Annotated in this window: 17 protein-coding genes, 1 tRNA gene and 1 pseudogene; 17 read left to right on the top strand and 2 right to left on the bottom strand. The window is 44.8% G+C overall.

The annotated features are described in order from the left end of the window. Window positions 1-234: 234 nt before the first annotated feature. From GJU82_RS02370 to GJU82_RS02395, 6 genes are all read left to right on the top strand, one after another. Complete coding sequence (locus GJU82_RS02370; protein ID WP_194830946.1) at window positions 235-1542, top strand: acetyl-CoA hydrolase/transferase family protein; 1308 nt, start codon at window positions 235-237, stop codon at window positions 1540-1542. Window positions 1543-1868: 326 nt separating this feature from the next. After that, window positions 1869-2270: a methylmalonyl-CoA epimerase gene (gene mce, locus GJU82_RS02375; RefSeq protein ID WP_153630687.1), complete on the top strand. Its 402-nt coding sequence runs from the start codon at window positions 1869-1871 to the stop codon at window positions 2268-2270. Between the two features lie 34 nt (window positions 2271-2304). Next, window positions 2305-3864 carry an acyl-CoA carboxylase subunit beta gene (locus GJU82_RS02380; RefSeq protein WP_153630688.1) on the top strand — a complete coding sequence of 520 codons (1560 nt, stop codon included), beginning with the start codon at window positions 2305-2307 and terminating at the stop codon, window positions 3862-3864. An 11-nt stretch (window positions 3865-3875) separates the two neighbouring features. Then, window positions 3876-4232, top strand: a complete 357-nt coding sequence (locus GJU82_RS02385) for an OadG family protein (RefSeq protein WP_153630689.1) — start codon at window positions 3876-3878, stop codon at window positions 4230-4232. A 40-nt stretch (window positions 4233-4272) separates the two neighbouring features. Continuing rightward, window positions 4273-4695: a biotin/lipoyl-containing protein gene (locus GJU82_RS02390; RefSeq protein ID WP_153630690.1), complete on the top strand. Its 423-nt coding sequence runs from the start codon at window positions 4273-4275 to the stop codon at window positions 4693-4695. A 557-nt stretch (window positions 4696-5252) separates the two neighbouring features. Continuing rightward, window positions 5253-6365 (top strand): sodium ion-translocating decarboxylase subunit beta, encoded by a 1113-nt coding sequence (locus GJU82_RS02395; RefSeq protein ID WP_373921446.1) that lies wholly within the window; start codon window positions 5253-5255, stop codon window positions 6363-6365. A 241-nt stretch (window positions 6366-6606) separates the two neighbouring features. Here GJU82_RS02395 and GJU82_RS02400 read toward each other — a convergent pair whose 3' ends face one another. Both GJU82_RS02400 and GJU82_RS02405 read right to left on the bottom strand, forming a co-directional pair. Next, entirely contained in the window at window positions 6607-6819 is a 213-nt protein-coding gene (locus tag GJU82_RS02400; protein ID WP_153630691.1) for a (2Fe-2S)-binding protein, read from the bottom strand. 104 nt (window positions 6820-6923) lie between these two features. Further along, complete coding sequence (locus tag GJU82_RS02405) at window positions 6924-7712, bottom strand: HD domain-containing protein (RefSeq protein ID WP_153630692.1); 789 nt, start codon at window positions 7710-7712, stop codon at window positions 6924-6926. Between the two features lie 254 nt (window positions 7713-7966). On the opposite strand from GJU82_RS02405, the gene GJU82_RS02410 reads away from it, so the two are divergent. The 11 genes and pseudogenes from GJU82_RS02410 to GJU82_RS02455 all read left to right on the top strand — a co-directional run bounded on the left by GJU82_RS02410 (window position 7967) and on the right by GJU82_RS02455 (window position 16697). Beyond that, a tRNA-Arg gene (locus GJU82_RS02410) sits at window positions 7967-8041 on the top strand. Window positions 8042-8356: 315 nt separating this feature from the next. Next, complete coding sequence (locus GJU82_RS02415) at window positions 8357-8674, top strand: hypothetical protein (protein WP_153630693.1); 318 nt, start codon at window positions 8357-8359, stop codon at window positions 8672-8674. Window positions 8675-9107: 433 nt separating this feature from the next. Beyond that, window positions 9108-10118: a tRNA-dihydrouridine synthase gene (locus GJU82_RS02420; RefSeq protein WP_153630694.1), complete on the top strand. Its 1011-nt coding sequence runs from the start codon at window positions 9108-9110 to the stop codon at window positions 10116-10118. Between the two features lie 230 nt (window positions 10119-10348). Continuing rightward, window positions 10349-11863 carry an aldo/keto reductase gene (locus GJU82_RS02425; protein ID WP_153630695.1) on the top strand — a complete coding sequence of 505 codons (1515 nt, stop codon included), beginning with the start codon at window positions 10349-10351 and terminating at the stop codon, window positions 11861-11863. A 270-nt stretch (window positions 11864-12133) separates the two neighbouring features. Further along, complete coding sequence (locus GJU82_RS02430; RefSeq protein ID WP_153630696.1) at window positions 12134-13516, top strand: DUF1080 domain-containing protein; 1383 nt, start codon at window positions 12134-12136, stop codon at window positions 13514-13516. Between the two features lie 42 nt (window positions 13517-13558). Further along, window positions 13559-13801: a tyrosine-type recombinase/integrase gene (locus GJU82_RS17845; protein WP_373921425.1), complete on the top strand. Its 243-nt coding sequence runs from the start codon at window positions 13559-13561 to the stop codon at window positions 13799-13801. A gap of 353 nt (window positions 13802-14154) precedes the next feature. Beyond that, entirely contained in the window at window positions 14155-14403 is a 249-nt protein-coding gene (locus GJU82_RS02440) for a type II toxin-antitoxin system ParD family antitoxin (protein WP_153630697.1), read from the top strand. Beyond that, window positions 14396-14560, top strand: coding sequence for a type II toxin-antitoxin system RelE/ParE family toxin (locus tag GJU82_RS17325; RefSeq protein WP_228488532.1), 165 nt, complete (start codon window positions 14396-14398; stop codon window positions 14558-14560). Before GJU82_RS02440 ends, GJU82_RS17325 begins: the two co-directional genes overlap by 8 nt. Before the next feature lie 324 nt (window positions 14561-14884). After that, window positions 14885-15319 (top strand): annotated as a pseudogene (locus tag GJU82_RS17330) (DUF1016 N-terminal domain-containing protein); the annotation flags it as partial. Window positions 15320-15415: 96 nt separating this feature from the next. Continuing rightward, window positions 15416-15577 carry a PDDEXK nuclease domain-containing protein gene (locus GJU82_RS17335; protein ID WP_228488759.1) on the top strand — a complete coding sequence of 54 codons (162 nt, stop codon included), beginning with the start codon at window positions 15416-15418 and terminating at the stop codon, window positions 15575-15577. 142 nt (window positions 15578-15719) lie between these two features. Next, a complete protein-coding gene (locus GJU82_RS02455; protein ID WP_153630698.1) occupies window positions 15720-16697 on the top strand; it encodes an alpha/beta hydrolase in 978 nt (325 codons plus the stop codon). The last annotated feature ends 23 nt before the right edge of the window (window positions 16698-16720 follow it).

The following is a 16720-nucleotide window of genomic DNA, read 5'->3' on the forward strand; positions in this document are numbered from 1 at the left end:
TTCGCCAAAATTAAAAGCATTTCAAACATTTTACTTATTTATTTTGATTTTTAATAAATAAGGACATTGGGAACATAAATCTTTCCACACAACTGTAATATGTTCTACATTTGCAGTGATTTTGAAAACAGAAAAATTTTTCTACATGAAACGAGCGATTGGAGTGCATCTTACATAGAGGCGTGATTAACGATAGCTAGTTCCATGTGGCAACGAAATGCAAAAGATTTACACATGAAACCGATCAAGTATGTAACCGCAGGTGACGCTGCAAAAGTAATTAAATCCGGTGATCGAGTGCATTTGAGTAGTGTGGCCGTAACCCCGCATAAACTCATTCGCGCTATGGTTGACCGGGGTCGTGCCGGAGAGTTGCACGACGTAAAGATCCAACACCTTCATATTGAAGGAGAGGTTGATTATGCCAAGCCGGAATTTGAAGGCATTTTCGCTGTTGAACAGTTTTTCGTCGGAGCGAATCTTCGCAAGCAAACCCAGGCCGGGTATGCTGACTATATCCCCGTATTTTTAAGTGAGACACAGAAATTAATCCGCGATGGCTACCTGAAAGTAAATGTAGTTTTAACGATGTGTTCTCCTCCGGATAAACATGGCTATGTTTCATTGGGAACTTCCGTTGATGCTACTTTGGCCGCCATTGAGAATGCAGATGTTGTAATAGCTGCCGTTAATCCTCACGTCCCGCGCGCCTTTGGCGATGCAATGGTTCAAACTGATGCCATTGATTTTTTTGTGGAAGATGACAGTCCCCTTCATCTGCACGATATGGGCGAATTGAGCGAAACGGATATTCAAATTGGTAAAAATGTTGCCGCACTCGTTGAAGATGGCGCGTGCCTGCAGATGGGAATCGGTGGTATTCCCAACGCTGTTTTAGCCCAGTTGGGAAATCACAAAGATCTGGGTGTTCATACCGAGATGTTTTCTGATGGTATTCTCCCGTTGGTAGAAAAGGGAGTTGTAACCGGAAAACAAAAATCCATTGATCGGGGACGAATGGTCGCTACCTTTTTGATGGGCTCGCAGAAATTGTACGATTTTATTGATGATAACCCTCAGGTGGCCATGATGGATGTGGCACACACCAACAGTGTGAATGTCATTCGTAAGCTGGACAAAGTTACTGCTATCAACTCGGCTTTAGCCATCGACCTCACCGGGCAGGTTTGTGCCGATTCAATAGGTATTAAGCATTATTCAGGTGTGGGCGGACAGATTGATTTCATCCGTGGGGCCGGATATTCCCAAGGGGGCAAACCTATTATCGCCATGTCTTCGGTGACAGCCAAGGGTATGTCGAAGATTTCGCCGACGTTGTTGCCCGGTTCAGGTGTGGTAAGTACCCGTGCCAATATGCACTGGGTGGTAACCGAATTCGGTGCAGTAAACCTTTACGGTAAAACACTGCAGGAACGTGCACGTTTGTTGATATCTATTGCCCATCCGAATCATCAGGAAGAGTTGGACAAAGCAGCATTCGAACGCTTCGGGCCGCACTATAAATTTATTTCCGCGAAGTAAATACATCTCATATAAAGAAAGCAAGGCGGGATCGACATTCTGCCTCCTTCCTGTTATTTCTGTAATTACTCCCGGAAATATTGGTTTTTGAGGTCATAAAGGTGTTGCGTGACCCCGGTCGCATCAATACACGCGCCGGTTGGCGGAACCCTTCGCACTTGTATAATTACTATGAAAATCCGTTTCTGTTTTTGAATGATTTCATTATTTAGTAAATTAAATTTTCTTTTATTTATAATAAGTATCTACGACAGATATCATGTAACCTCTGTAAGATATTATTCTATTCTTAATCATTAGGATGTAACCTTAAAACATCAATCACAATGAGCGTATCACATATCGAACACATTGGAATTGCCGTTCAAAGGCTGGAAGAAACTATTCCTTACTATGAAAAACTGCTGGGTACAAAATGCTATGCGGTAGAGGAAGTGGCCGATCAGAAAGTAAAAACGGCGTTCTTCAAGGTAGGACAGACAAAAATCGAACTGCTGGAATCAACCGATCCGGAAGGCCCGATTGGTAAGTTCATCGAGAAAAAAGGACCTGGCATTCACCATGTTGCTTTTGCTGTAGATAACGTTGACCAGGCGTTGGCCGAAGCAGAAGAGAATGGCACCCGGTTGATTGACAAGCAAGGGCGCAAGGGGGCCGAAGGCTTGAACATCGGTTTCTTACACCCCAAATCCACTTTTGGCGTACTAACAGAACTTTGCAGTGATTAATCTTTCATATACTCACTATCTATAGTTTAACACAATGAGCAATCAGGATAAAATCAACAAACTAATAGACCTTCGTGCTGAAGCTAAATTGGGTGGCGGCGAAAAGCGCATCGAAACCCAGCACAAAAAAGGCAAATTTACCTCACGCGAACGTATCGAGATGCTGCTGGATGAAGGTAGCTTTGAAGAATTTGACATGTTCGTTACCCACCGTTGTACCAACTTCGGAATGGAGAAGAAGAAATTCCTGGGCGATGGCGTCGTGACGGGGCGCGGTACCATTGATGGACGGATGATTTTCGTTTTCTCTCAGGATTTTACGGTTTTTGGAGGTTCGTTGTCCGAAACATTTGCACAGAAAATCTGCAAAGTGATGGATATGGCCATGAAAGCCGGTGCCCCGGTTATCGGAATTAACGACTCGGGCGGTGCTCGTATCCAGGAGGGAGTGACTTCACTGGCTGGTTACGCCGAGATTTTCGAGCGGAACATCCTGGCTTCCGGAGTTATTCCACAGATTTCAGCCATTTTTGGTCCGTGTGCCGGCGGCGCGGTTTATTCTCCGGCCCTTACCGATTTCGTTATGATGACCGAGGAAAACTCGTACATGTTTGTTACCGGTCCGAAAGTGGTGAAAACCGTTACCGGTGAAGACATTTCTATTGACGATCTGGGGGGTGGGAAAGTACACGCGCAAAAGTCCGGTGTAGCACACTTCCTTGCGGAGGACGAAGAAGAAGGTATTCTGCTTATCCGTAAATTGCTGGAATACCTGCCGCAGAATAACCTGGAAGAACCGCCCATTACCGATTGCTACGACCCGATCGATCGTCTGGAAGATGCCTTGAACGAAATTATTCCGGATAATCCGAACCAGCCGTACGATGTGAAAGATGTTATTCATGCCATCGTTGATGTGGGTGAATTTATGGAAGTACACCGGAACTATGCAAAAAACATCGTAACCGGTTTTGCCAAGTTTGATGGACAGCCTGTTGGTATCGTGGCCAATCAGCCGAACTACCTGGCGGGTGTGCTTGATGTGGATGCTTCGCGCAAAGCAGCTCGCTTTGTTCGCTTCCTCGATGCCTTCAATATTCCGATTATCACGTTGGTTGATGTACCCGGATTCCTCCCCGGTTCCGGACAGGAATACGCTGGTATTATTATCCACGGTGCGAAACTGATGTTTGCCTATGGCGAAGCCACCGTGCCGAAAATTACCGTGACGCTGCGTAAATCATACGGTGGGGCGCACGATGTGATGTCTTGTAAGCAGTTGCGCGGCGACCTGAACTATGCATGGCCTTCTGCTGAAATTGCCGTTATGGGTGCATCGGGTGCTGTGGAGGTCCTGCATGGAAGGAAGCTGGCTGAGATTACCGACCCGGAAGAGCGGGCTGCATACGTTCAGCAGCATGAGGATGAATATAAATCCAACTTCGCCAATCCCTATCAGGCTGCATCATATGGTTACATCGATGATGTGATTGAGCCACGCAACACGCGTTTCCGCATTGTTCGTGGATTACAGGCATTGGCAACCAAAAAGTTGACCAATCCGCCCAAAAAACATTCGAACATACCATTGTAAAAAACTGACCGATGAATATAGCAAGCATACTACTAGCGGATGTTCAGGGATTGGGATTAACCATTGCAGTGGTTGGTTTTGGCATTGTTTTCATTGCTTTGTCACTGCTCGTATTGGTTTTTACCAATGCCCCAAAACTTCTTAAACTAAAAGGGTTCCGAAGAAAAAAAGGGGATGGTCCGGATGAACCTGCGGAAGAAGTTCACCTCGAAGGAAACGTCAATGCCGCCATCGCGCTGGCTATTCATATGTATTTGAATGCAGCGCACGACGAAGAAAGTAACGTGGTAACGATAAAGCGGGTAAGAAGGCGTTATTCTCCATGGAGTTCGAAAATTTACGGAGTTTACGACCGCTGGGCACGCTAATCCTTGTCCTTGTCAAAATTAAATTCACAACTGACACAAAATGAAAAAGTTCAAATTTACCATAAGCGGAAACCAGTACGATGTTCAGATTAATGATATTGAGGATAATATCGCCGATCTGGAGGTGAATGGCACCCAATACAAGGTGGAAATTCACCAGGAGGTGAAAAGAAACAAAACACCTAAGCTTGTCCGGAAACCTGTTCAAAAAGCGCCCGGCGAAGGCGAAATCCGGAAAATGAGCTCGAAGGCCAAAGCCATTAAAGCCCCGTTGCCGGGAACCATTCTCAGTATCGCGGTGAAGGAAGGGGATACTGTCACCAAAGGACAGACCCTCATGGTGATGGAGGCCATGAAAATGGAGAACTTGATTATGGCCGAAGCTGATGGCACCGTAGCTGCCCTTAAAGTTTCTGCCGGACAAAGTGTTCTCCAGGATGATGTTTTGGTCGAAATTGCTTAACCCGGAAAAGACTTGCTGAAATGAATAAATTACGATTAACAATTTTAACCTTGTTTCTCGCTGTTTCCGGCCTTTTCGCCCAGGATCAGGTGAAACCTTCTGATTTAACGGAAGGGAAGTGGGTTAACCGTTCGAGTGGGTATATCGCTAACCCGATAATCGACCCCGATACGGTTACGGCCCGGTCCGGTGTGGACATGGTAGAGCGGTTTAAAACCCTGGAGTTTGATGGCAGTGGTTCATTTACCCTGGACTCGGCCAAGGAACGATATACAGGAAAATGGAGGATAGCTGATGATCACATCATCATGAGCTTCAATCCCAAAAAACTGATGCACCTTCGGAAAAACACCAATCCGAATCAGCGTTCAGGTTATTCTACTCAGAATTTTACGTTGCAGCTTCCCCAGCGGTCCCTGGCACTTCAAAACGGAGAACTGGTGGGCCAACCGGGTGATAGCCGCCAGGTATATGAAAATGTTGACGGGGCACTCTCCGGATTGTTTAATTTTTGGGAATTTACCGGTTTTGCCAACTTTACCTGGGGACACTTTGTCATGCTCATCGTGGGATTGCTCTTTATCTTCCTGGCTATCCGTTACGATTTTGAACCGATGTTGCTGATTCCCATCGGTATCGGTATCCTTATCGGGAATATCCCGATGTTCCAGGTAACCGATTTTAACCTGCAACTGGGAATTTACGAACCGGGTTCGGTGTTGAACTACCTTTACCAGGGAGTGGTACAGGGGTGGTACCCGCCGCTTATCTTCCTCGGCATTGGGGCCATGACCGACTTCTCGTCGTTGATTTCCAATCCGAAATTAATGTTGTTGGGAGCAGCTGCCCAGATTGGTATCTTCCTCACATTGATTGGTGCATTGTATCTCGGGTTTGCTCCGCCGGAAGCTGGTGCTATCGGTATTATCGGTGGCGCTGACGGTCCAACCGCTATCTTTATTTCATCCAAGCTGGCCAACGGTATTAATGTGATGGCCAACGGACATGTGGTGAGAAACCTGATTGGCCCCATTGCTATTGCAGCATATTCATACATGGCGCTGGTCCCCGTAATTCAGCCGCCCGTTATCAGATTGCTGACCAGTAAAAGAGAGCGTCTCATCAAAATGAAACCTCCACGCGCCGTAACCAAGCTGGAGAAAGTACTCTTCCCGATTGTGGGACTATTGCTGACGGCTTACATTGCCCCGACGGCGCTCCCGTTGCTGGGAATGCTCTTTTTCGGTAACCTGCTGAAAGAATCGGGTGTGACCAAGCGACTGGCTGCAACGGCTTCCAATGCGTTGATCGATATCATTACCATCTTGTTGGGAATCACTGTTGGTGCTTCTACGCAGGCTGACGTGTTCCTGACGCCTTCGTCTATCAAGATTTTTGTCCTGGGGGCATTATCCTTTGTTATTGCTACAGCAGGAGGAGTTTTGGGAGCGAAGTTTATGAACCTTTTCTTTAAGAAAGGGAACAAGATTAACCCGATGGTTGGAGCTGCCGGTGTTTCGGCTGTGCCCGATTCGGCCCGTGTGGTACAACAAATGGGACTGAAGGAAGATCCCTCAAACCACTTGCTGATGCACGCCATGGCGCCAAACGTTGCCGGTGTGATCGGTTCGGCAGTGGCTGCCGGTGTCTTGCTCAGCTTCCTCATGTAGAAAAAGAGTTGATTGATATATTCAAGGGTAGCCTGTTTTTCGGGCTGCCCTTTTCTTTATAAAAACGGATTACCTGAATTTTCCAACGCACAGGCCAATCCCGCACAAATTACGCTAATTGAGATTGAAATAGAAATGTCCTTTCGACCGCAACTGAGCAGTCGTTGTTGAGAACCGGACAATAGTGGTAACAGAAACTACCAGTAACCTTGGCAATCGCGCAGCGCAACCTGAAACGAAGTTAAAACTCTAACTTCAGCTGCCGGATGGCGGGCAACCGTTCCTTTTCTTCGTCGATTAGCTCCTGAATGCGCGAACGGCACCGGCCACAGCCTGTACCGGCACCGGTGGCCTCCGATACGGCAGGGACAAAATAAAGTTCTCCCTTCCGTATAGCTTTTCTCACTTCCGGTTCCTCCACTTCGTTACACAAACAGAATAGCTGACGGGTCATAGGCTAACGGCTTTCAATCAGGGTTACGACAACCGAACGGTAGTTACGCGGACCATGTAATCCGTTGTGTTTGTCGGTTTCGATGTGGATGATCTGTTGCATCATCAGAAAAGTTGGTTTTCGATATGAATACGTATTTTTCGGTATATGTCAATAATATTATCGTTTTTGGGCAGCGCGTCGTACAACCGCTTTATGTATTGTCTCTGGTTCAGCATCAGGTAGGTTTTCCGGTAGGTTAACTCGAAAACCCACGAGAGCTGCATCAGAACGTAGTCGTTATACGTGACGATCTCTTCCTTCTTTGGCACCATATCATTGATGATGGCTTTGCAAATGTTGTCCGAGATGGCCGGGCTTTTCGATAAATGCAATGTGTCGGCCGGGTCCAGCCTGACATCCCGGAAGGTCAGAAATTCCGCTGTCATGCGCAGGGCATCCAGCTTATCTGCGTCGCGCAGCAGTTTGAGGTAATACAGCACCAACTCATTTTCTTTTTTGGGCAACTCGGGTTTGTTATGGAAGATGGTAACCTTTTGCAATATCTCCTGTTTGGCGGCTTCCAGCCCTTTAAACGGGGGAAGCAACGACAGCAATTCGGCACCGGCTTCAGCGTGCCCTGTTTCAGTTAATTTTGGGTAATACGGCGAGGTTGAAACATCGCGGAAGCGCGCAATGTCGTGAAACAACGCCAGAATTTCGGCCATGCGCATTTCCCCATCCTCCATATCCAACGATTGCCCCAGCAGCAGGATATTTTCCACTACTTTTTCATTGTGCGTTTTCCATTGCTCAAAAGTTTGTTGTTGTTGTGTAAAACCAGTTGTTTCAACTGAACTCAGAATCTGGTTGTATTCCTCGCGGAATTGTTCAAGTGTCTTTTGCGAAATCATAAATTTCGTGTTAAGCAGTATTTACCAAAATTATGGTTTTCTTGTGTATATTACGCCATCCCGAATTTATTTAATTTTTTGTTGAAATAGCCCCGCTGGTTTCCAGGTTTTTCTGGCCAACGATGGGCTGACAGGCTGAATAATTTCGGGGGTCCCGAGAAAAATACGGAACGCAGGATTTTGGGTTTGAAGAATATTGCTATTTTTGTGTTCGCAAAATCACGGCGTATTGTCATATTTGCAAACATACCATTGGTCCCATAGTTCAATGGATAGAATTTCAGATTCCGGTTCTGACGATGTGGGTTCGAATCCCGCTGGGATCACCAAAAGAAGGTCTGGGCAGTCATTGCCCGGACTTTTTATTTTTAAACCTTGTCAATAATAAGATCCCATATCATTTACGCAATTTAGAAGACATATAAGTAATCCAACGTAACAAATAAATTAGATTTGCATTCACAATTTCTGGCGGGATCGTTCGTTTTGTTAATTGTTTAGTGTTGGCAAGACTATGACCCGGCAAAGGATAAGTTTCCTCCGCTCTCCTTTATTACGGGTACAACCTGCTATTCATTGTCAGCCGTAGGGTATTTAAGTTCATTCTTCATGCCGGCCAGGCAAAATAAAAAACAGATGTTTTTGTGAAGGCCGGCATTGGCCAGCTGACCACCAACCTGATTGACTCCTGGGAGGGATTGCCGCCGGACGATAATCAGCGTCGGTTGGTTTATCTCTTTTCAGGTGGTTTGAAATATCATATTGATGATCATTGGAGGGCCGGTTTGGAAGGACAATGGACACTGGTAGATACGGATAGATTGGATGGCTTTCAGGATTATCATGTAAATGAAACCACGGGCAAAATTGATTTTGCGTACTTCAAAGCCAAGGAGCATTTTATGACCATCCAGGTGAAAGTCAGCTATACTTTTGGAGAGAAAACCAAGTGGCGCTACTAAAACCAACCCGGTGACTGTTGTGGGGCACATGCAGTTGACAGGCCTGTGCCATGTGGTCACTGTTTTGGGAACAATGTCTTGGTGGACGGATGCTGCGTTCTCCGCGAAAATCTTAGCGCCCTTTACATGGGGCGGGAACGTTCGGAAGGAAAATGCTGAAGGCCCTTCACCTTACGTCTTAAGCCAGGGGAATTACGAACAGATTGCCGCGGCTTCTTATGTCGGCCTTGCAGTGACGGTGTCCCATGGATTTTCTTAACCCTTACGCCCGGGCCCTTAAAACTCTTCGAGCAACAGAAACCTTGTAACGACGAAGTTTAACCTCTAACTTTGGCAACTTTAACCTTGGGTTGTTCTCTCATTTGCAGTTTCGGACGGATGGATTATTTTTGCATTCCGTTATTAAGGACCATTCTTAATTTTTAGATGTGACATGCAGCAAGTGGCAGAGAATTTCTGGACCCGGATTGAGGGGCCCATTTTTTGTTTGGCCCCGATGGAAGATGTAACCGATACGGTTTTTCGGGAAGTGGTGATGAAGATGGCCGATCCGGGAAAATTGCATGTGATTTTTACGGAGTTCACTTCGGTGGAAGGGTTGAACCACCCGGCAGGACGTGAGCGCGTAAGTGAGCGTCTGATTGTAAATGAGTCGGAGCGGGAACTGTTGCGAAAGCTCAACATCAAACTGGTGGCCCAGGTTTGGGGAAAAACGCCGGAGATCTACCACGATATGGCACAGTTTATTACCAGGCATTACGATTTCGATGGCCTGGATATCAATATGGGATGTCCGGTGAAGAAAATTGTGAAGCAGGGAGCTTGCAGTGCGCTGATTGACCAACCCGATTTGGCGAAGGAGATTGTTTTGGCAACCAAAGAGGGGACGCATCTTCCGGTGAGTGTAAAAACCCGGACCGGAATTCGTCAGCACGAGACGGAGCGGTGGATCAATCAATTGCTCGATACCCATCCGGCGGCCCTTACCCTGCATGGCCGTACCCAAAATCAGCAATCGGATGGAAGGGCGGATTGGAACGAAATTGCTAAGGCCGTTCGGATACGCAACGAAAGGGAAACCGATATCCCGGTTTTGGGGAACGGTGATGTTTTTTCCTGGAAAGAGGGAATCGACCGCGTGGCACAAACCGGTGTGGACGGTGTGATGATTGGACGTGGTATTTTTCATGATCCCTGGTTTTTTCAACCCGGCAGGACTTCGCCAACACCCGCCGGGCGCGCTGACATGCTGCTATACCATACCCGGCTTTTTGAACAAACCTGGAGTGGTAAAAAGAATTTCAATATCCTGAAACGCTTCTACAAGATCTACCTCAATCAATTTACCAATGCGGCTCACATACGGGCAGCACTCATGGAAACGAAGAATTACGACGAGGTGTATCGCTATTTTGAAGAACATCCGGTTGCCGAAGCTTTGTAACGCCTTACTTTCATTGGTGTTTGTTGCTTTGTGTTGATTTCCAGCACGCAAGGTGAACTTTTCCTTTGTTTTTGTTGTTGATACAAAGTGAATTCTACGGAGGAGAATAGAAGAGCTTCACGAAAGTGTGATACCGGGGAGACGTGCACCGCCTGCCGGGGCACTGATGGCTTTTATTCCCGGAAAGTAGCATAACTAACGATGTTCAAAACACATTAAACTTGTTCAGGATGGCAGCAAATTCAACCAAAAACATTTCCCGGCGCCGTTTTATCCGTACTTCAGCAACGGCCGCTTTTGGCATTTCCATGATTCCCTACATCAGCCGGGGTAGCCTGGTGGTCGAAAATCCAATGAAACGGGTATTTGGCCGCACGGGTTTCGAAGTCACTACCCTTGGATTGGGCGGCCAGGCATCGATTCAGTGGACGCCGTCGGATGTTGATCCGGTGGCCATTATTCTGAAAGCGCACAAACTGGGCGTGAATTATTACGATACTTCGAATGTATACGGTCCCAGCCAGATGAATTACGGAAAGGCATTCCGTAAGTTAAATATGGTTCCCGGTTTGCCCGGATATCGGGAAAACGCCCGCCGGGATATTTTTCTGACTTCCAAAACGCACCTTCGCTATGCCAAAGGTGGCGATAACGTGGAGGGAATCCATAACGGTACCAACGGGCCCGATGGTTCGAAGACCCTGGATGATGTCCACCGTTCGCTCTCGCAGATATTTGGCGATGGCAAAGGCAATTATCCGCAAGGCGCGTACCTCGATATGGTGCTGATCCACAGTTTGTCGACATGGCAGGAATTGGATGCCGTATACGAAGGCCTGGATAACCCGGACCCGAATGCGGACCGGATCGGCGCATTGGCAGCTTTGCGTGATGTGCGCGATGGCACCAATTTGACCGGCCTCAATCCGAAAGAAGAGAAGCTAATCAGGCACATTGGCTTTTCGGGACACTACGACGCCGCTTTGATGATGGCGATGATTCAGCGGGATAAATACGAATTGCTGGATGGCATGTTGGTGGCGATTAATGCCAACGACAAGCTGAACTTTAATATGCAGAACAATGTGATTCCGGTGGCAGCAGCCAAAAATATGGGTGTAATTGCCATGAAGGTTTTTGCGGATGGTGCCATGTACACCAAGCCGGCCACGTGGTCGAACAACCCGGAAGATGTGGTGCGGACCGTGGGAAGTTCCTCGCTGCCCAGTACGCCACTGGTCCAGTACTCGCTCACCACACCCGGCATTCACACCGCCATTATCGGAATTGGTCACATCAGTGAAACGCACCACGATTGTCAGTTGACCCAAAACTTAGCTTCAGCTCAAGTGGGACCGGATAGTTTGTCGCTATCCGACCGGGATAAGATTGAAAAGATGGCGAACATGGTGAAAAGCGGAAAGACCAACTATTTTCAGATGAGCTACAAGCCGCTGTCAGCTCCACGGGATGTGGCCCTTCAGCAACGAAATGAAGGTAGTGCCCGGAAAGCGGTCCTGACCTGGCAAACTGCGTATGCCGGTGCATCGCCCCTCGATCGGTATGATGTATGGCGTGATGGCGAAAAGGTAGGACAAGTGCCTTATCGCCCGCAAACCACCATGGAACCTTTTGTTTACGAAGACGTGGTAAACGATAATCAGGCGCATAGTTATGTGATGAGAAGCGTTGATACGCAAGGGGAATCAGCTTCGTCTGAAGCTGTTACCATGCAAGCAGTCTGAAGGGGTTAAGTCGTCATTTTGTTATATCGGGAAGGGCAATTATTTCGAAGTTGGAATAATAGCCCTTTTTTTATAACGTCATGTGGAGGCAAAAAATCCTTTTGTGCTAACGAAAATCCATGATTTTCTGTTATTTTCGTCTTCATCGGATCAATTAGCGAACAAACCGGACACGTGAAATGAGCATGACAGAAAATCAACTTCAACAGGTAATGATTGGAACCATGCGAATTCAATACGGACACTTAACCGATAAACAAAACTAATCGTATGAAAACACACACATTATTTTCCCTGTTTTTTTGTTTAATAGCTACACCCGCTCTCGCGGGAAACGGTCAGTGGCAGAATCTATTCAACGGCAAAGATTTATCCGGTTGGGAACAATTAAATGGTAAAGCTCCCTATGAAGTTGTCGATGGAGAGATTGTGGGAACGACCGTTACCAATACTTCCAACTCGTTTTTGGCCACCACGAAAAATTACGGTGATTTCATTCTCGAGTATGAAATGAAAATGGATGAAGGCCTGAACTCTGGCGTACAGATCCGTAGTTTGAGTACACCGGGTTATCAAAATGGCCGTGTACATGGCTACCAGGTGGAGTGCGACGATTCGGAGCGGGCCTGGTCGGCTGGAATTTATGACGAAGCTCGTCGTGGCTGGCTCTATCCGATGGAGTATAATCAGAAGGCGAAGACGGCTTTCAAAAAAGGTGGCTGGAACAAATACCGGGTCGAGGCCATTGGCAATACTATCCGGACCTGGTTGAACGGTGTGCCCTGTGCCAACCTGGTGGACGACATGGACCCCGAAGGTTTTATTGCTTTGCAGGTACATTCCATTGGCGATGATCAGGCACATGCCGGTAAGCAAATCCGGTGGCGGAATATCCGGATCATGACGGATAACCTGGAGGCTGAACGAAAACCGGTGCCTGATGTAAAAGAAGTCAGCTATCTGAATAACGAACTTACCGATTGGGAAAAGGAACATGGATGGATGTTGCTGTGGGACGGTAAAACCAACCAAGGCTGGCGAAGTGCGCGTGGTGAAAATTTCCCTGATAAAGGCTGGGCCATGGCCGATGGAGTGTTAACCGTCAAAGCGTCTGATGGAAAGGAATCGGCCAACGGTGGTGACATTATTACATCTGGTCGTTTTACCAATTTTATTCTGGAAGTCGATTTTAATATTACCGAAGGAGCCAATTCGGGTATTAAATATTTTGTGCAAACCGGTTTGAATAAAGGGCCGGGTTCATCCATTGGTTGTGAGTATCAGTTACTGGACGATCAACGGCATCCCGATGCCAAACTGGGTGTGGATGGAAACCGGACGCTGGCTTCGCTGTATGATTTGATTCCGGCCAATGCACAATGTTTTGATCCGGCCCAGATGGTCAAACGTTTCAACGGGATTGATACCTGGAACCGGGCACGAATCGAGGTGCGCGGTGATACGGTCATGCATTTTCTGAACGGGGTGAAAGAGGTGGAATATGTACGTAATAACCAGATGTGGAATGCCCTGGTAGCGTACAGCAAATACAAACCATACAAAGGATTCGGTAATTTCAAAGACGGTCATATTCTGTTGCAGGATCATGGGAATGAGGTTCATTTCCGGAACATAAAAATTAAACCGTTGTAATCAGCATACGTTTTCAGGGTTACATCGTGGGCCTCCTGCCGGATGAATCAAACCGGAAATACAGCAATCATAACAAAGTGCAGCAACATTAAGCATAAATGCATTTTATCGCTCATTTACTCAGCCAGGTTGCGTAGAAGCGAATTGATCCATTTAAGGCCTACAGACATTGATTCTCAAAGGGGGCTAATCCGAATTGAAGGAGCGAAAGGAAAGAAAGACCGGTACAGTTTGCTCTCTGCCCCTTTATTATTGCAGTTACGGGCGTATTTCAAAAGGTATTAGGACATGAACCGAGTACAACAACAGAGATTTACACCCACGTGAGCACTAAATCTCTTGCAAAAATAAAAAGTCCGCTGGACGTATTTTTGAAGGGTAAAACATAGATTAACAGACGATTGAAAAACAAAGCATATATACGATATAAAACGCACCTGCAGTATACAACTACGTTGTATGTAATTTGCGACACAATGCACATTTGATTGATAATGAATTGACTAAGTGTTAAATCTAACATTCAGATTCATCAGAGAATAATGAAAATTAATTTTATAGATACTCAAGATTTGTTTTAGCAGGATAGATTTGAATTATTTACCAAAAATTGGTAATTTTAGACAAAATTATTTGATATGAAAAATACTTCAGTATCGCTTGGAAATTATTTTGACCAATTTGTGCAAACTCAAGTATCTGCAGGTAGATACAAAAATGTTAGTGAAGTCATCCGTGCAGGGTTACGACTTCTGGAGAACGAAGAAAGTAAGGTCATAGCATTGAGAAATGCTATTCAAGAAGGAATAGACAGCGGAATTGCTCATGATTTCGACCCGGAAAAACACCTTCAAGAACTTAAAGCCAAAAAGAAAAATAATGGCTGAATATAAACTGACTAACAAAGCAGTTGAGGACTTAAGTGGAATTTGGGACTATACATTCAATAATTGGTCTGAGTTGCAAGCGGATAAGTATTATAGTTTGTTGCTTGAAATTTGTCAAGACATCGCGGATAACCCAGAATTAGGTAAAAACGTATGAAGGAATAACAAAAGAACTGTTTGGACTAAAAGCAAATAGACACATTATATTTTACAGGAAATCTAAAGATAAACCGATTGAAATAACGAGGATTCTACATGAAAGAATGGATTTGAAAAACAGAATCATTGAATAAAAAACTACACCCAACACGCGGTTATAAAACCTTGGGGACTAATTGGTTATTGGAACCTCAGTTCTCGCATCAAAGTCTGTTGTACCTTGATAAGGAATTAGCTTCGAAATCCCCAACGTTTCATACCGCCAACCGTTAACGCCAAGCTTGAAAATCAGGCAATACAAAAAATAATTATCTTTACACATATGAAAAAAGATATACAGAAAAATCAAAATAACCTGATTGAAAACATTAAAGAAATTATTTTCTCTGCAAGAAAATCAGTAGCAATAAATGTTAATAATGAGCTAATTACAGCGTACTGGAATATTGGAAGGACAATCATTGAAAATGAAAAGGTTAATAACATCGACAATTCTTCATCAAGACAAATAATCCTTGAATTATCAAAACAATTAACTGAGGAAATTGGAAAAGGATTTTCAAGGTCTAATCTTTTCAATATGAGAAAGTTTTACTTGTAATATCCAAATGTCCAGACACTGTCTGGACAATTAACTTGGTCTCATATATGTGAACTCTTGATTATCGAAAATTCTCAGAAAAGGGGATTTTATGAAAAAGAAACAGTCAACTCATCTTGGTCAGTTCGAGAATTAAAAAGACAAATTGATAGTTCACTGTATGAGCGACTATTACTTTCAAAAGGAGAAACAAACAAGAAGGAACTTTTAGAATTATCTCAAAAAGGACAACAAATATCAAAACCTCAAGACATTGTAAAAAATCCTTATGTTTTTGAATTTCTGGGAGTACCGGAACGCAAACCAATTTTAGAAAAGGAATTAGAGAAAAAACTAATCCGGCATATAGAAGACTTTTTATTAGAACTTGGCAGAGGATTTATGTTTGTTGGTTCGCAATACTTGCAAAAATAAAAAGTCTGTTGGACGTATTTTTACAAGATAAAAGGTAGATTTACAATGAATTACACGAAAGACGCATATAAGGGATATATATACATACGTTGGTTGCAATTTTAACTTGAAAAAGAACAAATTATATAAACTAAATATTCATATGAAGATGAAAATAATGTACTTTAAACAAATTTTTATTGTCAGTCTTATAACCATATTGACAACTAACAATATTGCTGCACAATCAGGGGAAGTTTATTCAAATGGAATTACTATCGCCTATGAAGCTTTTGGGAATAAAGATAATGGAGCAATTATTCTCATACAGGGTACAGGAGCAACCATGCTTCATTATCCCAAAGAATTATGTCAAAAGTTGGCGTCCAAAGGGTTTTATGTAATACGATTTGACAACAGAGACATAGGATTATCTACACATCTTGATTCATTGGGACAGCCTGACTGGAATGCCATTGGTCCATATGTAGGAACCTGTAAATCTGCTCCACTGCCCTATACACTTCTGGATATGGGCAAAGATGTCATCGGATTATTGGATGCGCTGAATATTAAAAAGGCGCACATTGTAGGCGCTTCCATGGGCGGAGCTATAGCCCAGCTTATAGCTATTCATTTTCCTGATAGGGTACTGTCTCTGACAAGCATTTCAGCTTCATCAGGAAATCCCAAACGTCCTCAGGGCGACGGGAAAGCATTAGCTGCCATGGCAACACCACCTCCTTCGAGCTCAAATGAGGATAGTTTGGTAACCTACCTGGTAAATGTCTATAAAGTGCTTGGTGCAGTTGATAGTGACGAAGTACTCATGAGGCGGGCTCAGCGGCATGTTAAATACAGAAATTGGGATCCTCCAGCTGTGAACAGACAGGTAGCAGCAGTTCTTATTGGAGATAATTGCGACAGACGACCAGAACTTTCAAAATTAAAAATGCCTGTTATGGTAATACATGGTGATTCAGATCCGGTGGTACCTTTAGAGGCAGGCAAAGAAGTGGCAGCTACCATTCCTGGAGCTGAATTATGCATAATTAATGGAATGGGACATGATATTTCTTTGAAATTTGTTAATCAAATTGCAGATTGCATAATAAAAATTGTATCGCGATCTGGAAAATAGCAAAAACAAAAATTATATCCAAC

The sequence above is a fragment of the Prolixibacter sp. SD074 genome, from assembly GCF_009617895.1.
Classification (GTDB): domain Bacteria; phylum Bacteroidota; class Bacteroidia; order Bacteroidales; family Prolixibacteraceae; genus Prolixibacter.

Bases quoted from the DNA above. Each gene is read 5' to 3' on its own strand.
- GJU82_RS02385 (WP_153630689.1), top strand. From the start codon at position 3,876: ATGAATATAGCAAGCATACTACTAGCGGATGTTCAGGGATTGGGATTA.
- GJU82_RS02370 (WP_194830946.1), top strand. From the start codon at position 235: ATGAAACCGATCAAGTATGTAACCGCAGGTGACGCTGCAAAAGTAATT.
- GJU82_RS02455 (WP_153630698.1), top strand. From the start codon at position 15,720: ATGAAGATGAAAATAATGTACTTTAAACAAATTTTTATTGTCAGTCTT.
- mce (WP_153630687.1), top strand. From the start codon at position 1,869: ATGAGCGTATCACATATCGAACACATTGGAATTGCCGTTCAAAGGCTG.
- GJU82_RS17325 (WP_228488532.1), top strand. From the start codon at position 14,396: ATGGCTGAATATAAACTGACTAACAAAGCAGTTGAGGACTTAAGTGGA.
- GJU82_RS02440 (WP_153630697.1), top strand. From the start codon at position 14,155: ATGAAAAATACTTCAGTATCGCTTGGAAATTATTTTGACCAATTTGTG.
- GJU82_RS02395 (WP_373921446.1), top strand. From the start codon at position 5,253: ATGCTCATCGTGGGATTGCTCTTTATCTTCCTGGCTATCCGTTACGAT.
- GJU82_RS02405 (WP_153630692.1), bottom strand. From the start codon at position 7,712: ATGATTTCGCAAAAGACACTTGAACAATTCCGCGAGGAATACAACCAG.
- GJU82_RS02420 (WP_153630694.1), top strand. From the start codon at position 9,108: ATGCAGCAAGTGGCAGAGAATTTCTGGACCCGGATTGAGGGGCCCATT.
- GJU82_RS02390 (WP_153630690.1), top strand. From the start codon at position 4,273: ATGAAAAAGTTCAAATTTACCATAAGCGGAAACCAGTACGATGTTCAG.
- GJU82_RS02425 (WP_153630695.1), top strand. From the start codon at position 10,349: ATGGCAGCAAATTCAACCAAAAACATTTCCCGGCGCCGTTTTATCCGT.
- GJU82_RS02380 (WP_153630688.1), top strand. From the start codon at position 2,305: ATGAGCAATCAGGATAAAATCAACAAACTAATAGACCTTCGTGCTGAA.
- GJU82_RS17845 (WP_373921425.1), top strand. From the start codon at position 13,559: ATGAATCAAACCGGAAATACAGCAATCATAACAAAGTGCAGCAACATT.
- GJU82_RS02400 (WP_153630691.1), bottom strand. From the start codon at position 6,819: ATGACCCGTCAGCTATTCTGTTTGTGTAACGAAGTGGAGGAACCGGAA.
- GJU82_RS02430 (WP_153630696.1), top strand. From the start codon at position 12,134: ATGAAAACACACACATTATTTTCCCTGTTTTTTTGTTTAATAGCTACA.